Source organism: Psychrobacter faecalis, from assembly GCF_016107575.1.
Taxonomy (GTDB): domain Bacteria; phylum Pseudomonadota; class Gammaproteobacteria; order Pseudomonadales; family Moraxellaceae; genus Psychrobacter; species Psychrobacter faecalis.
The window spans coordinates 1-20,602 of record NZ_JABAST010000045.1 but is presented as its reverse complement, the minus strand read 5'-3'; the positions used below and the strand labels follow the sequence as shown (position 1 = coordinate 20,602).

At 42.6% G+C, this 20,602-nt stretch carries 22 protein-coding genes; 13 read left to right on the top strand and 9 right to left on the bottom strand.

The window, feature by feature from the left end; all coding sequences use genetic code 11:
* Positions 1-24: 24 nt before the first annotated feature.
* Positions 25-822, top strand: a complete 798-nt coding sequence (locus tag JFC07_RS11550; protein ID WP_068407514.1) for a glucose 1-dehydrogenase — start codon at positions 25-27, stop codon at positions 820-822.
* A gap of 153 nt (positions 823-975) precedes the next feature.
* On the opposite strand, the gene JFC07_RS11545 is transcribed toward JFC07_RS11550, so the two are convergent.
* The 3 genes from JFC07_RS11545 to JFC07_RS11535 all read right to left on the bottom strand — a co-directional run bounded on the left by JFC07_RS11545 (position 976) and on the right by JFC07_RS11535 (position 3,916).
* Entirely contained in the window at positions 976-2,016 is a 1,041-nt protein-coding gene (locus tag JFC07_RS11545; protein ID WP_068407511.1) for an SDR family NAD(P)-dependent oxidoreductase, read from the bottom strand.
* A 225-nt stretch (positions 2,017-2,241) separates the two neighbouring features.
* A complete protein-coding gene (locus JFC07_RS11540) occupies positions 2,242-3,147 on the bottom strand; it encodes a LysR family transcriptional regulator (protein ID WP_198329082.1) in 906 nt (301 codons plus the stop codon).
* Between the two features lie 157 nt (positions 3,148-3,304).
* Positions 3,305-3,916: a YceI family protein gene (locus JFC07_RS11535; protein ID WP_082894368.1), complete on the bottom strand. Its 612-nt coding sequence runs from the start codon at positions 3,914-3,916 to the stop codon at positions 3,305-3,307.
* 393 nt (positions 3,917-4,309) lie between these two features.
* Between JFC07_RS11535 and JFC07_RS11530 the strand changes: the two genes are divergently transcribed.
* Positions 4,310-4,702 carry a DoxX family protein gene (locus JFC07_RS11530; RefSeq protein WP_068407505.1) on the top strand — a complete coding sequence of 131 codons (393 nt, stop codon included), beginning with the start codon at positions 4,310-4,312 and terminating at the stop codon, positions 4,700-4,702.
* Between the two features lie 138 nt (positions 4,703-4,840).
* Positions 4,841-5,560 (top strand): YoaK family protein, encoded by a 720-nt coding sequence (locus JFC07_RS11525; RefSeq protein ID WP_068407525.1) that lies wholly within the window; start codon positions 4,841-4,843, stop codon positions 5,558-5,560.
* Positions 5,561-5,670: 110 nt separating this feature from the next.
* Here JFC07_RS11525 and JFC07_RS11520 read toward each other — a convergent pair whose 3' ends face one another.
* The gene (locus JFC07_RS11520) at positions 5,671-6,006 is read right to left on the bottom strand and encodes a GNAT family N-acetyltransferase (RefSeq protein WP_227514987.1); all 336 of its coding nucleotides are present in this window, start codon (positions 6,004-6,006) and stop codon (positions 5,671-5,673) included.
* Positions 6,007-6,330: 324 nt separating this feature from the next.
* On the opposite strand from JFC07_RS11520, the gene JFC07_RS11515 reads away from it, so the two are divergent.
* The 3 genes from JFC07_RS11515 (at position 6,331) to JFC07_RS11505 (ending at position 8,897) form a co-directional block, all read left to right on the top strand.
* Positions 6,331-7,044, top strand: a complete 714-nt coding sequence (locus JFC07_RS11515) for a pirin family protein (RefSeq protein ID WP_068407502.1) — start codon at positions 6,331-6,333, stop codon at positions 7,042-7,044.
* A 90-nt stretch (positions 7,045-7,134) separates the two neighbouring features.
* Positions 7,135-8,073 (top strand): pirin family protein, encoded by a 939-nt coding sequence (locus JFC07_RS11510; RefSeq protein WP_198329081.1) that lies wholly within the window; start codon positions 7,135-7,137, stop codon positions 8,071-8,073.
* A 212-nt stretch (positions 8,074-8,285) separates the two neighbouring features.
* On the top strand, positions 8,286-8,897 hold the full coding sequence (locus tag JFC07_RS11505) for a nitroreductase family protein (RefSeq protein ID WP_068407496.1): 612 nt from the start codon (positions 8,286-8,288) through the stop codon (positions 8,895-8,897).
* Between the two features lie 116 nt (positions 8,898-9,013).
* On the opposite strand, the gene JFC07_RS11500 is transcribed toward JFC07_RS11505, so the two are convergent.
* From JFC07_RS11500 to nadR, 3 genes are all read right to left on the bottom strand, one after another.
* Positions 9,014-9,463: an Mpo1 family 2-hydroxy fatty acid dioxygenase gene (locus tag JFC07_RS11500; RefSeq protein WP_068407493.1), complete on the bottom strand. Its 450-nt coding sequence runs from the start codon at positions 9,461-9,463 to the stop codon at positions 9,014-9,016.
* 158 nt (positions 9,464-9,621) lie between these two features.
* Positions 9,622-10,380: a nicotinamide riboside transporter PnuC gene (gene pnuC, locus JFC07_RS11495; RefSeq protein WP_068407490.1), complete on the bottom strand. Its 759-nt coding sequence runs from the start codon at positions 10,378-10,380 to the stop codon at positions 9,622-9,624.
* A 159-nt stretch (positions 10,381-10,539) separates the two neighbouring features.
* Entirely contained in the window at positions 10,540-11,580 is a 1,041-nt protein-coding gene (gene nadR, locus JFC07_RS11490) for a multifunctional transcriptional regulator/nicotinamide-nucleotide adenylyltransferase/ribosylnicotinamide kinase NadR (RefSeq protein ID WP_068407488.1), read from the bottom strand.
* 548 nt (positions 11,581-12,128) lie between these two features.
* On the opposite strand from nadR, the gene JFC07_RS11485 reads away from it, so the two are divergent.
* The 4 genes from JFC07_RS11485 (at position 12,129) to JFC07_RS11470 (ending at position 16,397) form a co-directional block, all read left to right on the top strand.
* On the top strand, positions 12,129-12,341 hold the full coding sequence (locus tag JFC07_RS11485; protein WP_068407485.1) for a PspC domain-containing protein: 213 nt from the start codon (positions 12,129-12,131) through the stop codon (positions 12,339-12,341).
* A 470-nt stretch (positions 12,342-12,811) separates the two neighbouring features.
* Complete coding sequence (gene glyQ / locus JFC07_RS11480) at positions 12,812-13,837, top strand: glycine--tRNA ligase subunit alpha (protein ID WP_369811331.1); 1,026 nt, start codon at positions 12,812-12,814, stop codon at positions 13,835-13,837.
* Between the two features lie 9 nt (positions 13,838-13,846).
* A complete protein-coding gene (gene glyS, locus JFC07_RS11475; RefSeq protein WP_198329080.1) occupies positions 13,847-15,940 on the top strand; it encodes a glycine--tRNA ligase subunit beta in 2,094 nt (697 codons plus the stop codon).
* Between the two features lie 166 nt (positions 15,941-16,106).
* Complete coding sequence (locus JFC07_RS11470; protein ID WP_369957748.1) at positions 16,107-16,397, top strand: hypothetical protein; 291 nt, start codon at positions 16,107-16,109, stop codon at positions 16,395-16,397.
* 122 nt (positions 16,398-16,519) lie between these two features.
* On the opposite strand, the gene JFC07_RS11465 is transcribed toward JFC07_RS11470, so the two are convergent.
* Together JFC07_RS11465 and JFC07_RS11460 are read right to left on the bottom strand one after the other, a co-directional pair.
* A complete protein-coding gene (locus JFC07_RS11465) occupies positions 16,520-17,074 on the bottom strand; it encodes a cell division protein ZapA (RefSeq protein WP_068407477.1) in 555 nt (184 codons plus the stop codon).
* Positions 17,075-17,225: 151 nt separating this feature from the next.
* A complete protein-coding gene (locus tag JFC07_RS11460) occupies positions 17,226-17,666 on the bottom strand; it encodes a hypothetical protein (RefSeq protein WP_068407475.1) in 441 nt (146 codons plus the stop codon).
* Positions 17,667-17,873: 207 nt separating this feature from the next.
* Between JFC07_RS11460 and JFC07_RS11455 the strand changes: the two genes are divergently transcribed.
* The 3 genes from JFC07_RS11455 (at position 17,874) to argE (ending at position 20,472) form a co-directional block, all read left to right on the top strand.
* Entirely contained in the window at positions 17,874-18,527 is a 654-nt protein-coding gene (locus tag JFC07_RS11455) for a UPF0149 family protein (protein WP_068407473.1), read from the top strand.
* Positions 18,528-18,625: 98 nt separating this feature from the next.
* The gene (locus tag JFC07_RS11450) at positions 18,626-19,117 is read left to right on the top strand and encodes a nucleoside deaminase (protein WP_264753718.1); all 492 of its coding nucleotides are present in this window, start codon (positions 18,626-18,628) and stop codon (positions 19,115-19,117) included.
* Positions 19,118-19,221: 104 nt separating this feature from the next.
* Positions 19,222-20,472 (top strand): acetylornithine deacetylase, encoded by a 1,251-nt coding sequence (gene argE / locus JFC07_RS11445; RefSeq protein ID WP_068407471.1) that lies wholly within the window; start codon positions 19,222-19,224, stop codon positions 20,470-20,472.
* Positions 20,473-20,602: the final 130 nt, after the last annotated feature.

The following is a 20,602-nucleotide window of genomic DNA, read 5'->3' as shown; positions in this document are numbered from 1 at the left end:
TTACATCAATTATGGTTACGTCTGATGCCGGCATACTTTTTAGAACACCACCAAGCATTCAACGAATTGTTTGATTTAAGCGGTAAAACGGCCATTGTGACGGGCGGTGCGAATGGTATCGGTAAGGCGACAGCTTTGCGTTTGGCACAAGCGGGGGCAAATATCGTCATTGCAGACTTAAAATTAGAGGATGCTAAGGCGGCCGTTAAAGATATCGAAGAATATGGCGTCAGAGGATTTGCCATTGAGTGTAATATTTTAAAAGACGATGATTTGGTAAATATGGTAGAAAAAGTAGTTGCTGAATTTGGTAGCATCAATATTTTGATTAACAACGCGGGCGGCGGCGGTGGCCGTGAAAACCCGTCTAAGATTTCTGTCGATGATATTCGCCGTGATTTTGAATTGAATGTCTTTAGCGGCTGGCGCTTATCGCAACTTTGCGTACCCCATATGAAAAAATCTGGCTATGGCTCAATTGTGTTTACTACATCGATGTCTAGTATCAATAAAAGTCCAAATATGAGTGGTTATGCTGGTTCAAAAGCTGCTGTTAATCATATGGTGGCCAATTTAGCGCACGATTTTGGTCCTGAAGTGCGTGTTAATGCCGTCGGACCTGGGGCCACGCGTACTGCGGCGTTAGAGAGTGTACTCACGCCTGAGATTGAGGAGAGAATGCTATCACATACGCCTATTCAGCGCTTGGGTGAAGCCGATGATATCGCTGGAGCGATGCTGTATTTTGCCTCTCCAGTATCAACGTGGGTGAGTGGTCAGACCATATTTGTCAATGGTGGCGGGGTGCAAACGTTAGATTAGGATTAGATAATAGCCAGTGTAGAGAACTTGTCATAAAAAAGCGTCACCCAACATTGAGTTGGGTGACGCTTTTTTATGAATATAGTTTTTAACTGACAGATTAAAACTCCATGGCAGCGAAACTTTAATGCAAGTAAGCCATTGTTAGAAACGCTATTTCCTAAGCGAAAAAGCGACAGTCTTATTACCTATCCAGTTAACCCAGCTCACAGGAAAGAAGCGCAGCTGTAATCTAATCAAGTTTGCCATCAGGCCTGGGACGACCAAGAACTGGCGCTTCTCTACGCCTTTGAGCATGGATTTAACGGCATCGTCAATTTTTAGCTCGCCTGCCAGTTTTTTCATGCCGACACCGGCTTGCGCCATGACGCCGACTTCTGCTTGGGTCAGCGGCGTATCTATTGGTGGCGGCGCAAAGACAGTGATATCAATACCGTCAGGCTTCCATTCAAAACCGATCGATTGCATCATGCCCCAAATAGCAAATTTTGAGGCGCTATAAGAGCTGTAGCCATAACTGCCGGTAAATGATGCCATCGAAGCGGTTACCATGACTTGATCGCCACGTGATAAAAACGGGCGCACGGCAGCCAATACGTTACGAGTGCCGAATAGATTGATAGTCAGTACGCGCTCAAACTGTTCTTGGCTCATCTCATCAAACGTCCAAGGCCCTGTAATCCCTACAAAATGCATCAAGATATCAGGCGATAGCTTGCTTGCAGTATCGGCATCGGTGACGTCCAGTTCATAGCTGATAATCGACGCTTTATTTTTGTTCAAACCTTGCAGCGTGGCGACGACCTTATCGAGCGCTTGTTTATCAAACAAGACCAAATTGGCATCTTGCCCAATCAGCTGCTTAGCCGTTTCAAGTCCGATACCAGAGGCCGCGCCAGTGATATAGATAGTCTTACCCGTAAAGTAACCCATCACGTGCTTTCCTTTTGCAATGAGTGGTCTTTTAAAAAATGGCGTCTCGCGATCCGCTTCAATATCAGAAGGAGAAAACAGCAGCGTTTTTAATTCGCCTAAAAAATCATGATACTTGACGATAAAAATGCGGTTTAAGATATGAATGTAGGGGAATTTATAGGTGCTTTGGGTATAGACACCACTGTAGGCGTACCATGTCGGATAGGGCACGCGCACCATGTCGGCGCTTTGATAAAACTGTACCGGCGGCTCATCCATAAAACGTTCTCTAAAAGCGCTTGCTTGCGCGCTGCTTTTAGGCGCTCTTGTGGTAATGGACTTTGGCGCACCTCATCAAAGTCGTGAATGGCTTTCATGCCAAGTGACGTTAAATCCATGTTGCATTTCCTTATGACTGATGGATAACTTAAAATCATACTAGCAGTATAGTTTTAGAATTTATAGCGACTTAAAAAAACTACTCAGTGTGCCAAATTGGTTTTATTAAAATTTATCCCAATAAGGGTCATTACCAAAACGCTCGGCAATAAAATCAATGAGATAGCGACAGCGCTGCGACAAAAAGCGATTTTTCGGGTAGACCGCATAAGCGTTTAAAGTAGGCAGTTGATACTGCTGCATAATGGGGACAAGCTCACCACTGGCTATGGTGTTATAAGTGATAAAATTGGGTAAAAAAGCAATACCGTGTCCCTTTACCGCCATATCGCGCAAAAAATCGCCGTTATTGACTTTTATTTTTGAATTGATAGCGACTTGATGTTTTTTGCCTTGCTCGTCTATCAGCTCTATCGTGCTAGATTTACTCAGACCGTATTGTAAAAACGCATGCTTGGCCAAATCTTCTATGGTTTTTGGTGTACCCATTCTAGTCAGATATTCAGGACTGGCACATAAGGTATAACGAATCAGCGCCAAACGTTTGGCTTGATAACTTGAATCTTGCAGCTCTCTAATCCGAATCGCTAATTCAAAGCCTTCTTCGACCAAATCGGTATGGCGGTCAGAAAAGTTTAATTCAAAGTTCAGATTAGGATGCTGATTGGCATATTCATCGATGACATCGTTTAAGTGCATCAAGCCAAATGACAAAGGCGCAGTCATTTTTAAGGTACCCTCGATACGCGTCGGCGCGCCACTGGTTTCCTCGTTTAGCGCGTCCACTTCGCTGAGGATATTACTCACCTTTTGGTAATATTGCTCGCCAGCTTGGGTTAAGTTTGATTGGCGCGTGGTACGGCTAATCAGTTGACTGCCCAAACGCGTCTCTAAATCCTTGAGTCGGCGGCTTACTGCTGATTTGGCAATATTAAGTTGCTCGGCGGCCTTGGTAATGCTACCCGCTTCTACTATACGCACAAACATCACCATATCTTCTAGTTGTCCCATCCTAGCTACCTCCTTACTGTTATTTGGCTGTTATTATTTAGCGGTTAATCATATAAAAAATAAAAGACCGAGTTAAAAACCCAGTCTTTTTATCAATAACGCCAAATAGTTTAGACTGTGTTCCGTATAAAATACGGTTTAAAGTCGTCAAGCCGTCTTATTTAAGATCAGCTTTTTTACTGCCTTCTACTTGAACGACCAGTTTAATGTCTTTCATCATACCGCCATCGGTAAAGGTATTGATACCCCATTTGGTTCTATCTATCGTGGTTTCAAAATCGCCACCGCACGCCTCAGCTTTTAATAAAGGACTGTCATAACAGTTAAATTTAGTGGCCGTTAAAGTGATTGGATGCGTCTGACCTAGCAGCGTTAAATCGCCTTTGACCGCTTTGACTTTATCGCCTTCAAATTCCCACTTAGTCGATTTAAAATAAGCGGTTGGGTGTTCTTTTACATTGAAGAAATCGGCAGATTTAAGGTGACCATCAAACGCTTTAATACCTGTGCTCAAGCTGCCCATCGGGATGGTAATACCGACAAAGCCTTTTTTCTCTTTAGGCGCGTACTCAAGCGTACCCGATAGATTATAAAAGCCGCCAGCGTTGGTCGTGGTACCAAAGTGATCGACGAAAAAACGTACGGCGGTATGTTTGGAATCAAGCTCATAAGTTGCAGCGTGACCTAGTGTGCTAAGCAAACCAAGCGTACCGATAGCAGCAAAAGTAATTGCGCGGTTTGTTTTTTTAATAGAATTTATAGTGATCATAAATCATCCTTTTTAAGTGAGTAAGTAGAAGCTAGCGTTAAGTATGTCTTACATAACAACATAATGAGTGTAGCAAAAAATTAGGATATTAAACGCTAAATGGCATCGAAAAATGTTTCTTTCTGTGGCGCTTATCTCTAGCGTCTAATAGTATGGCTAAAATGCTAACTGTCTTAATAGTGAGCATAAATAGCACGTAACGCTATTGTCGTTTTTAATATTGTACCAGTAGAATTGCTATTTGACTGTTCTCTAAAAGAGAACTTATATTTGCGATTATCTTGGTTTATCTGCTATTAAGCAACGACTACAATAATGCCATTACCTAATCAAACAAAAGTCTTTTAAATAAAATCTTTATAATCATGACTTTTATGTTATTGGAGAATACTTATGGATAAGCTGCAAGAGCTGAGCGCCCCAATTGGTCGCTTATTGTTATCGATGATCTTTATCTTTTCTGGCTTTACCAAAATTACTGGCTACGCGGCCACCCAAGGTTATATGGAATCGATGGGCGTACCGGGTATGCTATTGCCTTTGGTCATTGCTGTTGAGCTGCTTGGCGGTATCGCAATTTTATTAGGCTTCAAAGCGCGCTTGGTGGCGATTCTAATGGCTGGTTTTAGCATTACGTCGGCGCTACTTTTCCATCAATTTTGGATTGATGAATCACAAATGAACCCATTTATGAAAAACATTGCCATGGCAGGCGGTTTCTTGATGATTTTTGTTCATGGACCAGGCGTATATTCAATTGATAACAGTCATACGCGCAGAATCTAGTAGAGTAAATGGTTTAGACAATATCATCTTATAATTATAATCAAGGAGCCCCTATGAGCGCATCCATAAATATCGCATTAATTATCGGTAGTTTGCGAAAAGAATCCATCAATCGTAAATTTGCAGGGCAGTCGTCGCGTGCCTAATCCTATCTCTACAGAGACTGCCAAGCTGCCCAGCTTTTGGCAACGTCATCAAACGCCTGTACTTTTAACAGTGGTCGGCGGCGCGATTGATACCATTGGTTTTATCACCTTGTTTGGGTTCTTTACCGCCCATGTCACGGGTAACTTGGTGATGGCGGGTAGTGGCTTGGTAAAAGGTGAAGCGGGTCTATGGATTAAACTTGCGGCTTTGCCGCTATTTATTTTAACGGTTATGCTCACCAAGATATTTATTGACCACAGTAAAAATAAACAACTGACCTTGAGCCATTTATTTTTAGCAGAAGCGGCTTTTTTGACCGCGTTTATGGTGGCTGGTCTTTATTACCAGCCGTTTGTCGATGCCGGCGATATCACCGTGGCAATCACAGGTGGCTTGGGTCTCATTGCGCTGGCGATTCGTAATACCGCTAGCAAGACAATAATTAAGCACATGAGCCCGACGGTATTGATGACTGGAAATACCACGCAACTGGGTATCAATTTGACTGATTATCTACGCAATCGAAACGCCGATAATGGCAAAAAATTGGCCCACAGCTCGGTATTGGTGTTTAGCTTTTTAGTTGGCGCGTTAGTAGGTGCTTTGCTATATATGCAGCTGAGTTTTTGGGCCGTAGGTTTGTTTGTATTGCCGGTGCTGTATTTATCAGTGATGGCACGCGATAAAGAATTCTTAGCGCATATCGCTTAAGGAATACTACCAATAATAAATCTCACCTAAACCATTGCCAATAAAAAACGCCCTAGCTTTATGGATAGGGCGTTTTTTTGCTTGCTGGTTAAGCGCTTATGTATCGCTATTTAAGCCTTAGCGTTATGAAATACTGAATTGTTTTGGTACTCTGGATGCTTGTCGATATAAGACTTTACATAAGAACAAGTTGGTTTCACCCGTAGGTTTTTCGCCGCTGCATCATCCAAAATATATTTGACCAGATACCCTGCAATACCTTGACCACCTAACTCTGCTGGCACCTCGGTATGTTTATATTCGATACCTTTTTCGCCGGCGCTCGTGGTGAAAAATTCATAATCCTCTAAAGCAATTTTGTCATCGATATGAATCTCAAAACGCTTTTTCTCGGTATTATTAATGACTTCATAATGTAATGGTTGTTTATTTTTCATATCTGACATAGTTAAATTTCCTTATATCGTATGACTAACATCTTCTGGACTCAATTTACACCTGCTCGCGTTACTTTTTTCATGACACTTTTATCGTAACTTTGGTCATAGTAACAGCTCATGCTAGTTGTACTGTTATGAGTATACAGGGTTCTGTTATAAATATATTACCTTACCTTTATGACGATATTGTTCTAAAAATAAGAATAGTCAATTGCGAATATCGTTGTTTATCTGTTAGTAGACAACAATTATAATAGTTTCATTGTTTAAACGAGTTAATGAATGTCAAATTCTAAAGCCGTTTAACTTACTAATAATTAAGGATACATTATGAGAACCATCTATCAAGCAGCAGATTCTCGTGGCGATGCCAACCATGGTTGGTTAAAAAGCAAGCATACCTTTAGCTTTGCCAATTATCACAATCCAGAACGTATGGGCTTTGGGGCGCTACGTGTCATTAATGATGATTTTGTCATCGCAGGTCAAGGTTTTGGTAAACATTCACATCGCGATATGGAAATTATCAGCATTCCTTTATCAGGCAAGCTCGGTCACGGCGATAACATCGGTAATAATGGCATCATTGAAACCGGTGAAGTCCAAGTCATGTCGGCAGGTACGGGTATCACCCATAGTGAAATGAACGCCGATAACCATGAGGCGGTGAGTTTTTTACAGATTTGGGTCATCCCAAACAAAATGAACGTTGAGCCTCGTTATCAGCAAATCCGTATGGGTGAACTGATGAAGCCAAATGCGTTTAACCAAATTTTATCGCCTAATAGAGATGATGCAGGCGTGTGGATTCATCAAGATGCATGGTTCAGTATGGGCGATTTTGATAAAGGCGTGACAGAGACGTATCAGCTTAAAAATCCTAACAATGGCGTCTATATTTTTGTCATTAGCGGTAAAGTCGTTGTAAACGGTAACACTTTGAGTACCCGCGATGGTCTAGGTGTTTGGGATACTAAGAACTTTACGATGGATGTCCTCGATGGTGCTAAAGTATTACTAATGGAAGTACCTATAAACTTTTAAGACTAAATGAGCTTTTAATGCCAAATAATAGACATTAATTTTTATCTTTTGGTCACACTAGATTCTATATCACATCATAAGAGGTAAATTATGAGTATTGAAACCCTAGAGCCGCGCTTAGCAGATGTGGGCGGCATTCCCATTGCTCGTCTGTTACCCAGTAAAGGTAAGCAGCCAATTGGTGCTTGGTGCTTTCTAGACCATGCAGGTCCTGCTGAATTTAGCGAAGATGAAAGCGGTATGCAAGTCGGTCGTCATCCGCACACCAACCTGCAAACCTTTAGCTGGATGCTAAATGGTGAAGTACTGCACAAAGACAGCTTGGGTAATAAGCAAGTGATTACCAAAAACCAAGTCAACGTCATGACAGCAGGTACTGGCCTTACCCAAGGTATCAGTCATACAGAGCAGAGCGTTTTTCCTGATACCGGTGGTTCGGCAGATGCCGCTCGTGGTCTAAGTATGGTACAACTGTGGATTGCGCTACCGACCGATCAACAAATCGAACGCAGTTTCCACCATTATCCAGAGCTACCGACATGGCGTGAAGATAACGTCGAGATGGTATTGACGACGGGCAGCTATGACAGCGTCACAGGTAAGCGCTATGAAGCGCCAACCATTCAGTACTCAAAAATGGTCGGTATCGACGTTTACTTTTTAGAGGATGGTGAAGTTACGCTTAACCTAGAACCGGGTTTTGAATATGGTATCTTGGTGACAGAAGGACAGATTGAGTCTGAAGGCAAAATTTGTGAGCAAGATCAATTGTTCCGCTTCCACGATAGCGACGTTGCCAATAATAAAAGCATCAAGCTAGTCGCCAAAAAAGGCACCTGTGTGATGTTTATCGGCGGTGAGCCATTAAACAATCAAGTGCTGCTGTGGTGGAACTTTGTCGCCGACAACAAAGAAGAGATTGAGCAATCTATCATCGACTGGAACAACGGTCATGAGCGTTTTGGTAATATCGACTCAGACATGAAACGCTTGCCAGCACCAGAATTACCACAAGGCTTTAAAGGTTAGTTTGTTTAGTTTATTTTGGTTTTCATAAACTATTAATAAGATATAATTACAAAAAGGAAGTATTGATTAAGGTCAATCTTTCTTATAATACAGCAGATTTGTTGATAGTACGCTTGCTTGGTATTACCCATTAATCGTACTCGTATTCATTAGCCTCTAATCACTAATATACTTAATCACTAATATTCCTAATAAATAATATGGAGAAAACTATGTCAGACCTAAAAACATTAGAGAAATTGGCAGAAAAACGTCGTTCAGTTTATGCTTTGAGCGATCAATTACCCGTTTCAAATGATGAAATCGTCAAGTTGGTTGAACATGCGGTTTTACATACGCCATCGTCATTTAACTCGCAATCAACGCGTATCGCTGTTTTGTTTGGTGACGACCATAACAAGCTTTGGCAATTAACCGAAGATACCCTACACGATATCGTCGATAACGAAGAGCAATTTGCGGCGACCAAGCAAAAAATGGATGGCTTTAAAGCAGGTGCTGGTACTATCTTGTTTTTTGAAGATCATAGCGTCGTCAGAGACATGCAAGCTGCTGCGCCTTTGTATGCAGACAAATTTCCAATTTGGGCGCACCAAACCAATGCGATGCACCAGTACATTATTTGGACGGCGTTAGCCAGTATTGATGTCGGCGCCAACTTACAGCATTACAATCCTATTATCGATAAAAAAGTCGCTGAAGAGTGGAATATCGATGAGCATTGGGAGATGAACGCGCAATTGGTATTTGGCGCTATCGAACAACCCGCAGGCGACAAGGAATTTAAGCCTCTCGAAGAGCGTATGAAAGTATTTGGTAAATAAGCTATTTTTTAAAATAGCTAGCAATTAGAAAGAGCGCCACTCAATGGATTATTGGGTGGCGCTTTTTCAACTGTATTAAACGGAAAAGTTAAAATAGTAGCAGCATTAAATACCGTTTATTGAGCTTTTTTACGGCGCATCAAGCTATTAGCTACCCATGCTGGACCAATCAGCAAGAACTGCAAATCTTCAAAGAAAGACGGTTTTTTGCCTTCAATTTTATGGCCAACAAATTGTCCAATCCAAGCAACCACAAAGATAGTTGCCCAAACCTTAAAGCCCCACGGCAGTAGCGTCATCACTGATAAGCAAATGAGAATAAATATGCCCATTGCCAAAAACAGCGGCGTCGATAAACGCATATAAAATATTAAAACTAAGGCGCTCATCACCAAGGTGAACCAGACCGATAGCGACATGCCCATGCCTAAGATACTGACAAAAATGGTTGGAACACAGAGCCAATGGATTTTTTTATTGACTAGGTTTTGATGGCTGACAGAATATTCACTGAGCCATTGCTCAAGTGTGCGTTTTGACATACGGCCTTGACGGGTACGAGACATACTAACCTCCTTGTTAGCAAATAAATTTATTCTTACCAGTTGTAGCACTAATTGGCACAACCTGCCATTTTATCTGGTAAACCGCACAGTCAAATCATACCAGCACTTAACTACATTAAACCGTTCTTCAGCTTCATATCGTTTATTAAAATTATCCCTTAACGTACTGGTTGGGCTGACTCCCTAGAGTCTTGCTCGCTGCGATACCATTCATACAGTCCGACAAACGAGTTGACTTGGTAAACCATGGTTTGAATAGCAAAGATATAATTGCCCGACATTAGGTTCACGGTTAGCCAAACGAAATTGGATAAAATCCATAACCACCAGTTAAATGAATAACGCAGAATCATCGCTGCCTGCGCAGTGATAGACAGCACAAAAGCGATAACGTTAATCCAAAAGAAAGAGATAAAACCTAAGAATTTACTGTTATCATCTTCAACGACGGCGTAACCATAGCTGGCAAGTAAGTTATTTACTGTAGGAAACAGCGCCAAACCGATGACCATAAAAGCGATGGTTAATAGCCAAATCCAGCGACTGGCAGATTTGGGCACCATATCGCCATCGGCGTCGGTATGCTTGGACCAATAAAAAATCCCATACAGATGACTAAAAAAGTTAAATAACGGCGCGAGCATCAAACCAACGGCGCCAGAGGTCGCTTGAACCACAAATTCACCTGCGGTTGCCGCCATTCCAAAACCATTACCCAAAATATTTTTGCGGAACGATAATGACACCACGCAAATCAAGCCAATAAATGATACGGCTAAGTAAAACCAGTCAAGGGTCGTATGTTCGGTGGTCAGCCAAAAGCCTGCTGATAAGGCAATCACGCCGCAAATAAACCAGATGACAATCCATTGTATCGCCCATTTTCCGGTGATGTTGTCTAGGAGCTGTATACGCATAACGCCTTTTTCCTTAAAGTATAAAAGCTATAATAGTTTTTTTCTTTTTTTTAGTATGGTTTAGTATGCCGTTTTTGCCATTTCTAATACTTGTCATAGTCATTTACTTCTAGCAATAATTTTTGCTTTCGTTCTTTTTATTTTCGTTTTTTGATACTGTTACTTGCCATAAATAACCTCATCAATAATTAACAAAGCTTGCCTATAGCGGGCATCATAATCTGGTTTATCAATCATATGCGGCTTAATATCATGACGGGCGAAAATATCTAATAAGCGCTGCTCAAAGCGACCGCGAGCCTCAGGCGTACCCAATGAGCGCATGCCATCATCAACCCATGGGGTATTGTTATCGACCATAATGGTATGGTCTAGGCGAAACTCATCGATACAAGCAGTCACAAAAGGATGGCTACGACCCTCGTACTCTTCACAAAAAGCCTGAGTGGTGACAAAGTCAGTATCAACAATAGTTACGGGCGCTGTTGCTCTAGCGGCGGCATCACGGATTGCTTGGGCATGATTGAGCGCAATGGGTCCGTAATCGCTGTACTGCAAGCCAATCTCGCTACCGCCCAAATCTGTACCGACATACAGCCGTCCCATCTCTAGCGCAAAGCTGGCCCCATAATAGTTGGCAAGCTTATGTACCAATGTCGTCTTGCCCGAGCTTTCACCGCCAACAATCGCCACCGTTTTGGTATAGTCGCCGCGTACTTGTGGGTGCAGCGCCGACCAGTGGGCGACCGGATTATGTGCAATAGCGTAAGAATCAAATTCAGATTGCAATGGCGTCGTGACTACTGGCATGACTAACTGTCCAGAAATGTCCGATTGGGCTAATGGATGGTTTTCTGCGGCAAACAAAACCGTGTCCGCCGGCAGCGCTAACGCGTCTATCAATCGTTGCAGCTTGGCATTGCTAGCTGCAATATCGATGATTACATCGGCAAAGCTTTCATGCAGCGGCAGCTCAATCTCATCAGTGGTATGAATATGGATAAAGGGCAAATCTGCGCACGCCATCTGTAGCCAACGTGCCTTATCTTGCAAGGTAATAGTAAAGTCTGGATGCGGCGCAGGGTGCGTCATAATCACAATATGCAGCGTCTTTGCTTGTCCTGCGGCGTCCAATATACTGCGCATTTGCCCCAAATGTAGCGGTTCAAAATGTCCAATTATTAGTCCTGATTCGTACATAGCTTTCCTTATGTGCTGTTTTTATTTTAGTTATGATTCATCGTGGCAATTCATATTTCCTAAGCCTTGATGATTTAATAGCATGGTATAAAGGTTTGGATAGATTTACAGGTAGGTTATTGTAAATAGGCGTTATTTTAGAAAGGGCTTTTAATATTAAATTATCAATAGATAATAAAGTTTTTACACCTAAACAGATTTAAAGTGATTGCTTGAGCTTTTTAAACTTGTAACAGAATATGTAATATAAGCGAAACAAAGTGAATAGTGAAACATTTTGAAATAGTTATTTAAAATCAGGAGTTTAGGCGCAATTATGAGAGCTTAGAGTAAGCTTAAGTAGCATAAACTCACAAAGCACGTCTATATCATCAACAGATAAAAAGTCAATAGTTGCTATACTTATTTATAAGTTCATAAGTTCATAAGTTCATAAGTTCATAAGTTCATAAGGGCTATGAATTTTTATAACGTTTTAAAATAAATGATAAGAATAACGTTACATAATACATTCAAAATAAGTAGAAATAATAAGAGAGGTATTTGATTTGGCTAAGTTAGCAAAATTACATCGCTCAAGAAATAATCGTATGATCGCAGGTGTGATGGGCGGTATTGCAGAATATGTCGGCTGGTCGCCAACATGGGTTAGATTGTTATTTGTGATTGTCTCCACCATGAGCGCCGCTGTCCCAGGCATCTTAATTTATATTATCTTATGGATAATCATGCCTAAAGCAAATAATCAGTCTTATCAGTAAAAGCAAAGTTATAAAGTTAAGATGAATATTGATTGTTAATATTAATGTTATCTAAATCTAAAGTCATTTAAATAAAGACAACGTTAAGAACGTAAAATACAAGGCTAGAATAAAAACAATAGCCCATGAAAAAACAAAAAGCCTGACTCATCAGGATGCCTGCGACACACTTTTCCTCCTGCCCGAATGCTCACGCATTTGGGTATTTTTTTATCTTGTTTTTATATCTATCGGCTTAACGACGCTGATAGGTATAGTTTGACGATGAACATAGCCAATAACTGGCTATTTGAGCGATTTAGACAAATTTAATTGCGCTAAATATAGATAAAATGGTCAATTTTTAGTAAGGTGAGCAGGCAAATAGAGCCGTTGCCAAATAGGCCATACGCGCGCTATCAATATCTTATTTTATAATACCTATTCCACCGCGGCGTTATGACATGCCCCAAACTATGACAATCCAAACTATGACATCTCAAGCGACAACTTCGATGACCGCAGAAAAACACGCTCAGCCGATGACTTTTCAAGATTTAATTCTCACCTTACAGAACTACTGGGCTGATAAGGGCTGTGTGGTTTTGCAGCCTTATGATATGGAAGTCGGCGCTGGTACCTTTCATACCGCGACATTTTTGCGCTCGCTAGGTCCTGAGCGCTGGAATGCGGCGTATGTGCAACCATCACGCCGTCCAACCGATGGCCGCTACGGTGATAACCCGAACCGTTTGCAGCATTATTATCAATTTCAAGTGGTTTTAAAGCCCAATCCACCCAATATCCAAGAGCTGTATTTGGATTCACTACGCGCTATCGGTATTGATCCATTGGTGCACGATGTGCGTTTTGTTGAAGACAACTGGGAGTCGCCAACGCTTGGTGCGTGGGGACTTGGTTGGGAGATTTGGCTCAACGGCATGGAAGTCACCCAGTTTACTTATTTCCAACAAGTTGGCGGTATCGAGTGTTTCCCCGTGACAGGCGAGATTACTTATGGGCTTGAGCGCTTGGCGATGTATGTGCAAGGCGTTGATAGCGTCTATGATTTGGTCTGGGCAGATGGCGAATTTGGCCGCGTAACCTATGGCGATGTTTTCCATCAAAACGAAGTTGAGCAATCAACCTATAACTTTGAGCACGCTGATGTGCCAATGATGGGTCAGATGTTTGATTTTTATGAGCAACAGGCGGATAAGTTGGTTGCTGAAGGTTTGCCATTACCTGCCTATGAGATGGTACTAAAAGCGTCGCATGCCTTTAACTTGCTTGATGCGCGCGGTGCGATTTCGGTGACAGAACGTCAGCGTTTTATTCTGCGGGTACGTACGCTGGCGCGTAAAGTTGCCTTTGGTTACGTCGAAGCACGCGCCAAATTGGGCTTTCCGTTGGCCGATGAGGCCCATCGTCAAGCGGCGCTCGATAAGTATTTGCCAAAAGAAGATGTGCTAACTGAAAATACAGATGATAATCAAACTACTAACAATAATAAATAGGAGCATCCCATGAGTACTATTTTATTTGAACTGGGGTGTGAAGAGCTACCTCCAAAAAGCCTAAAACCGCTACGTGATGCGCTACAAGCAAGTGTCACCGAGCAGTTAAATGAGGCTGATATCACGTTTGATAGCATCAAAGCATTTGCCGCGCCGCGTCGTTTGGCGATTCAAATTGAGGGTATCAGCGATAAGCAGCCTGATCGTAGCGAGCAAAAACGTGGTCCGGCTATTAAAGCGGCGTTTGATAGCGATGGTAATCCAACGCGCGCAGCGATGGGTTTTGCTAAGGGTTTAGGTATCGACGCCAGCGAGCTGATCACTATTAACACCGATAAAGGTGATTATGTCGGCTATGAGCAGATTATTCAGGGTCAAGCGACGACTGAGTTACTACCTACTATTTTCCAAACCGCGCTTGATAATTTGCCGATTGCTAAGCGTATGCGTTCTGGCGAGAGCCGCAATGAGTTTGTACGTCCGGTACAATGGGCGGTATTGATGCAAGATGATGTGGTCATTGATGCGACTATCCAAGGACATCAAACTGGCAAGCAAACGCGCGGTCATCGCTTCCACAGTCCTGACTATCACGAGATTACGCACGCCAATGATTATGAGCAGCTGCTCGATGGTTTAAAAGTCGTGGCAGATTTTGATAAGCGTCAAACGTTGATCAAAAATCAAGTCAAAACGCTAGCCGATGAAGTTAATGCCGATCCTATCGTGCCGCAAGATTTGTTAGTTGAAGTGACGGCGTTGGTTGATTTCCCGATTGCGCTGCGAGCAAACTTTGAGCCGCGCTTTTTACAAGTGCCGCAAGAAGCGCTTATCTCGACCATGCAAGCGGATCAAAAGTATTTTTGCTTGACCGATAAAGCAGGCAAATTGCAGCCGTACTTTATTTTTATCACCAATATTGAGTCAAAAGATCCGAATCAAATCATCGAAGGCAATGAGAAAGTCGTGCGTCCGCGTTTAGCTGATGCGGAGTTTTTCTTCTTGCAAGACCAAAAGCAGCCTTTATTTGCTTTGACTGAAAGCCTAAAAACGCGTGTCTTCCAAGATAAGCTCGGTACGATTTGGGAAAAGTCTGAACGTATTGCTAAGCTTGCTGCCTTTATCGCTACACTGATGCAGCAGCAAGGACGCGATATTAATGTTGATGAAACGGTACGAGCTGCAATATTATCCAAAGCGGATTTGGCTAGCTCATTGGTCGGTGAATATCCTGAACTGCAAGGTATCGCCGGTACGTATTATGCGCGCTTAAATGATGAACCTGAAGCCGTCGCGGCCAGCCTGCAAGAGCAATATTTGCCTAAGTTCAGCGGTGATGTATTACCGCAGACACCGATTGGTATTTGCTTAGCGTTGGCTGATCGTTTAGATACGTTGGTTGGTATTTTCGCCATTGACCAAGCACCGACTGGCTCAAAAGACCCATTTAGCTTACGTCGTTCAGCCATTGGAATTTTGCGTATTTTGATTGAAAAGCAATTACCAATTAATTTGGTGGTGCTCGTTGAGCAAGCGATTAAAGGTTATAGCACCAGTGAAGGCAGTAAAATTGCTAAAATGGGCGATACCTTTACCCAAGTGATGGCGTTCTTAAACTCGCGCTATCGGGCGATGTATACCGAGCAGGGCGTCAGTGTCGATACGATTCAAGCCGTGCAAGCAATCAATCCGCATATGCCGCTCGATTTTGATCAGCGTATTCGCGCTGTGCAAACCTTTAGTGAATTGCCACAAGCCGAAAAGCTTGCCGATTCAAACAAACGTGTTGCCAATATTTTAGCGAAATCAGAAGTAAGTGTCGCTGACACTGTCGATGAAGCGCTATTATCTGAACCTGCTGAGCAAGCGTTATATCAAGCGATTCAGCAAGCGCAAACGGCGGTCAAACCTTTGCTAGAAACTGCTGACTATACGCAAGTATTGCAAACGCTGGTCAGTTTGGATGCGCCTTTGTCAGACTTTTTCGCTGACGTCATGGTCAATAGTGAAGATGCGGCGCTGAAAAACAATCGCTTAGCACTGCTCAAGCAAGTGCGCGCCTTATTCTTAACCGTGGCTGACATCAGTGAGCTGCAGCTGTAGTTTGTTCATTATAGTTCGACAGTGATAGACCTCTGTTAGTTTAAGCATCTATGAGGTTAATTTATTAACGACTTAAAAAACTGGCTGTATATGGCCAGTTTTTTATACGTTTATTCTACAGCGTTGGGTTTATAATGTCTTAGAACGTATCCAAAGGAGCATTGCCGTGTTGGCCGTTATCATTGTAATTCTTATTATCTGGGCTGTGATGTGGGGCTTTTATAAGTTTATGTACCCGCGTGCGCCAAAAAGCATGATGCCAAAAAAGGGCGATGTGACCACGCCGCGCCAGTGTGATTTTTGTGGCAACAGTTTGGCTGAGTATCGCGGTGTGCTGGAATCTACACCTACTTTAAATAGTAATAATGATATGGCCGCTAATAAAGCATTGTTCTTTTGCAATTATGAGCATCAAGCAGACTTTCATGCTGGTAAGACTTATCAAGCAGATGCCTAACTTGTAAGCCATAAGTTGTTAATCACAAGTCGATAAGCTTTTATCACCATTTAAAAAAGCGCTTAGCTCTGATGAGTTAAGCGCTTATCTTTTTAGAATACCTATTTAATATTGAGGCAAATTTATAAAATGGAATGCGCATCTTTCATAATTTTGTTGAGCAGTGCTTCAGACTGTTTGCTTTGTTGGAGACGATCTTCTTCGTTTCTTTCATGAGTTTGGATTTTTTCATATAAATTTAAGCAGGTTAATACCAGTAGGTTTTCTTGGCTAAGACTTGGTGCATCTCTTCTTAACTTTAGAGCAAAGTCGTTGATATAGGAAACTGCTGCACGCAATTCTTCTTGCTCGTGTACAGGACAAAAAATAGGGTAGGTTACGCCAGCAATCGCCACATCGACCTTTTTAATTTGTGGTTCAGGAGCGCTTGCAGGTTTAGCAGCGCTATTTACCGTATTACTATTTGTCTTATTGTTATTTGCGTTATTGTTTACATTGCTATTTGCATTGTTATTTTGCGGGTTCGAATTATTTGGCATGGCTTTTTGTGGTTGCGTGGTTTGTGTTTGATTGTCTTTTGCTGGAATGGCTGTTGATTGAGTGTTTTTGGATTGAATGTTATGGGTCTGACTGCTTGGCAGCTGACGCTCTACAGGGTTTGCGCGGTCATCGGTCATGATAAATCCTACAATATGTGTCATTAAAGTGAATAAATAGCTGTCACTGCTCTAAATAGGGTGCTGATAAACCTAATAAACTTAAATGCTGAATAGATAAAGTTAATCAGCAAAATTGCTCAAGTTAAGCATGATGAATATCAACGTCTGCTTAACTTTCGGCTTGGTCAATGCGTGTCAAACGCTGTAAGACCACTTGGGTACGCTCAGCGGCCAATTCATTTTTCTTCTTCAAGTCACTATTTTGCTGCTTAATATCGCTATACTGCTGTTTTAATTCATTATTACGCTGCTGCAGTGCATGGTTTTGGTGCTGTAATTGCTCAATCTGCTTGTTTAATTTGTCTTGTTCTTCGCCAATCATATGATGGGCTTCGGCAAGGCTTTGGTAGCGCTTATCAAGATCGTTTAATTGTTTTTTGGCACCGTCACGCTCGCTATAGCTGCTATCGAGCTTGGTTTTAAGAGCGGTAAGCTCTTTTGGGTCAGTCACTGGTTGTTGTTTGAGGCTGCTAAGTTCAGCACTGACAAGCTGATACTGTTTTTTAATATCGAGTACCATTTTTTCTAATATTCTAAGTTGGTCATACATAGTCAGTTTTTATCCTTAACAAGTAAGCGTAAATGAATTTTGTTCTCTGCGTTTAATAATGCCATAGGTGACCGCATAATATCTATATCAACAAAGTAATTGTATGGCGCTTTGTTTTGTGACTTTTATCACTTGCCGCTTTATGAATCATATCGGGCGGCGTCTGTTGGTATTTACCACTATTAATCAATTACTAGGACATCTATTATGAATGACAATATCTCTGGCTGGAATACTTGGCTGGCTGCGTTTGATGACTGGACGGACGTGTCTATCAGCGAGGTACACGGCTTGATGACGGGGCTGATGACCGCCTGTAATGCCCCTGATGAGCCAGTTTGGGCAAAGGTGTTTGAAGAGCTGAGCTTTGCGCCGCTGCCTGATGCCGCATTAACTTTACTCACCGAAGAGGCAGAAGACATCGTTTTTCAGTTAAAAGACAAAGACGATGCTTATGCGTATATGCCACTGGTGCCAGATGATGAACATGACCTGTACGAGCGCGTGATGGCGCTGAAACAGTGGGCAAATGGCTTTATGACCGGTTTTGGTATTACCGATTGTGGTCTAAGCGCTGAAGAAAACGAGATGCTTTCAGATTTGGCAAAAATTGGCGCGATACGTTTAGAAGATGATGAAGACTTCGAAGGTGGCGAAGAGTCTTATCTGCATATTTTTGAATTTGCACGCATGGTTCCGGTTAGTTTTGCTACGCGTCAACGCAAGCCTGTGAAAGATATTGCTCTGATTGCTGGCTTGGCTATCGATGCCAAAACCACCAAAGAGCTACAAGCAGAAGGTAGGTTGCCTAAACCGATGCCGCCGGTCGTTGATGTGATGAATCAAAACCGCCCATCATAATTAACATGATAGGATAAAGGGAATGAGAAATAGCTGAGATTGATGCCAGAGAAATGGTACTTGGCTATTGGATAGCTATCCAAAATAATGAAAGGGATATGATGATGACTACTGATAATGAGATGGTTTATTTACGCCGCTGCATTGAGCTCGCTGCTGAAGCATTAGAGGCGGGCGATGCGCCGTTTGGTAGCGTGTTGGTCGATGGCAATGGCAAAGTATTACAAGAAGATCGTAATCGTGCCAATACGGTCGATGCGACTTACCATCCTGAAATTGCCGTCGCCAAGTGGGCCGCGCAAAATATGACCCCTGAGGCACGAGCAAAAGCCGTGGTATATACCTCGGGTGAGCATTGCGCCATGTGCTCAGCGGCACATGCGTGGGCTGGTCTGGGTCGTATTGTCTATATCAGCTCATCAAAACAGCTCGGTAAATGGATGGACGAGATGGGTGTGAGCTCAACATCGCCCATCCATTCATTAAGTATCCAAGAAGTTGCACCGAATGTGCCCGTCGAAGGTCCGATTGCCGGTTTAGATGAAGAAATCAGAGCCCTACAGCAGCGTTCATTTCAAAAAAATAAGTAAAAAACTTAAATAAAAAATCTGCTTAAAAAGGCTAGGGCGTGTCTTCATTATTACGCTTATTAAAAAAGCTGTGCCTTTTTATCTTAGTACGATAAGGAAGTCTTATGACGCTAAAAAATTACGATAACGTTGCAGAACGAGAAACGCCCAATACTCATTATTCTACTGGCAATTATCCAAAAGACAGTATTGATTGGCTGACAAGATTAATTGCGTTTGATACGGTCAGTCGCCATTCAAATTTGGCGTTGATTGACGATGTGAAAGCGTATTGCGAGCAATTGGGCTTAACGGTAGGTTTAACCTTTAATGATGCTAAAAATAAAGCCAATTTATTCGTTACGGTGCCAGCGGGAAAAGATGCCGATGAAGTGAATCATGGTCTGGTACTATCGGGTCATACCGATGTCGTACCAGTAGATGGGCAAGACTGGACGTCGGAGCCGTTTACCGCGACCATTCGTGGCGACAAGCTATACGGTCGCGGTGCTTGTGATATGAAAGGCTTTATTGCTTGTGCGCTGACACTATTGCCGCAAGCGGTAAAACTCTCTAACGCAGGCCAGCTGCGTCGCCCATTGCATTTGGCATTGTCGTTTGATGAAGAGGTCGGCTGTTTGGGCGCACCGCTACTCTTGGCAGATTTGAAAGCGCGCGGTATTACGCCTGATTACTGTATCGTCGGTGAGCCGACTAACATGGCGATGGTGGTGGCGCATAAAGGCATCGCGGTTTACCGTTGCCGTGTTCATGGCAAGTCTGGGCATTCGTCATTGACTGCCCAAGGTGTCAACGCTATTAGCTATGCCAGTCGTTTGATTGGTTATGTTGATACTTTAGCAGAAGAAATCAGCCAGCGCGACGATAACGACGCCATGTTTGATGTGCCTTATTCGACATTGTCTGTTGGCACCATACAAGGCGGCACCGCGACCAATATCGTCCCTAAACTGTGTGAATTTACCTTTGATTATCGTAATCTGCCGCATATGACACAAGACGATATCCTCGCACCGATTGCGGCAAAAGTTGCAGAGCTCAGCGCCCAAATGCAAGCACGCGCTGCCGATACTGGTATTGAGCTGCTACAAGAAGAGAGTGTACCAGCGATGACCGATAGCGATAGCGCTGAGCTACAAGCGTTAATTATCGCTCTGACCGGTGACGATACACGTCATAAAGTCGCTTATGCAACTGAAGGCGGTCAGTTTACTAATAGCGGCATCCCAACGATTATTTGCGGTCCTGGTAGCATTGAGCAGGCGCATAAAGCCGATGAATATGTCGCGCTAAGTGAAATGGCACGTTGTGATGAGTTTTTACAAAAGCTGCTAAACAGCTGTGCTATTAATTGATAAAATAGTCAACAAGCAATTCTATTGCAATATAGATGCGCATGACATACACCGTCTTTATGGCGGTGTTTATTTTTACCCCACTCTCAACTTCGAAAGTGATTGAAAAAAGAAGAGCACCTCACTAATC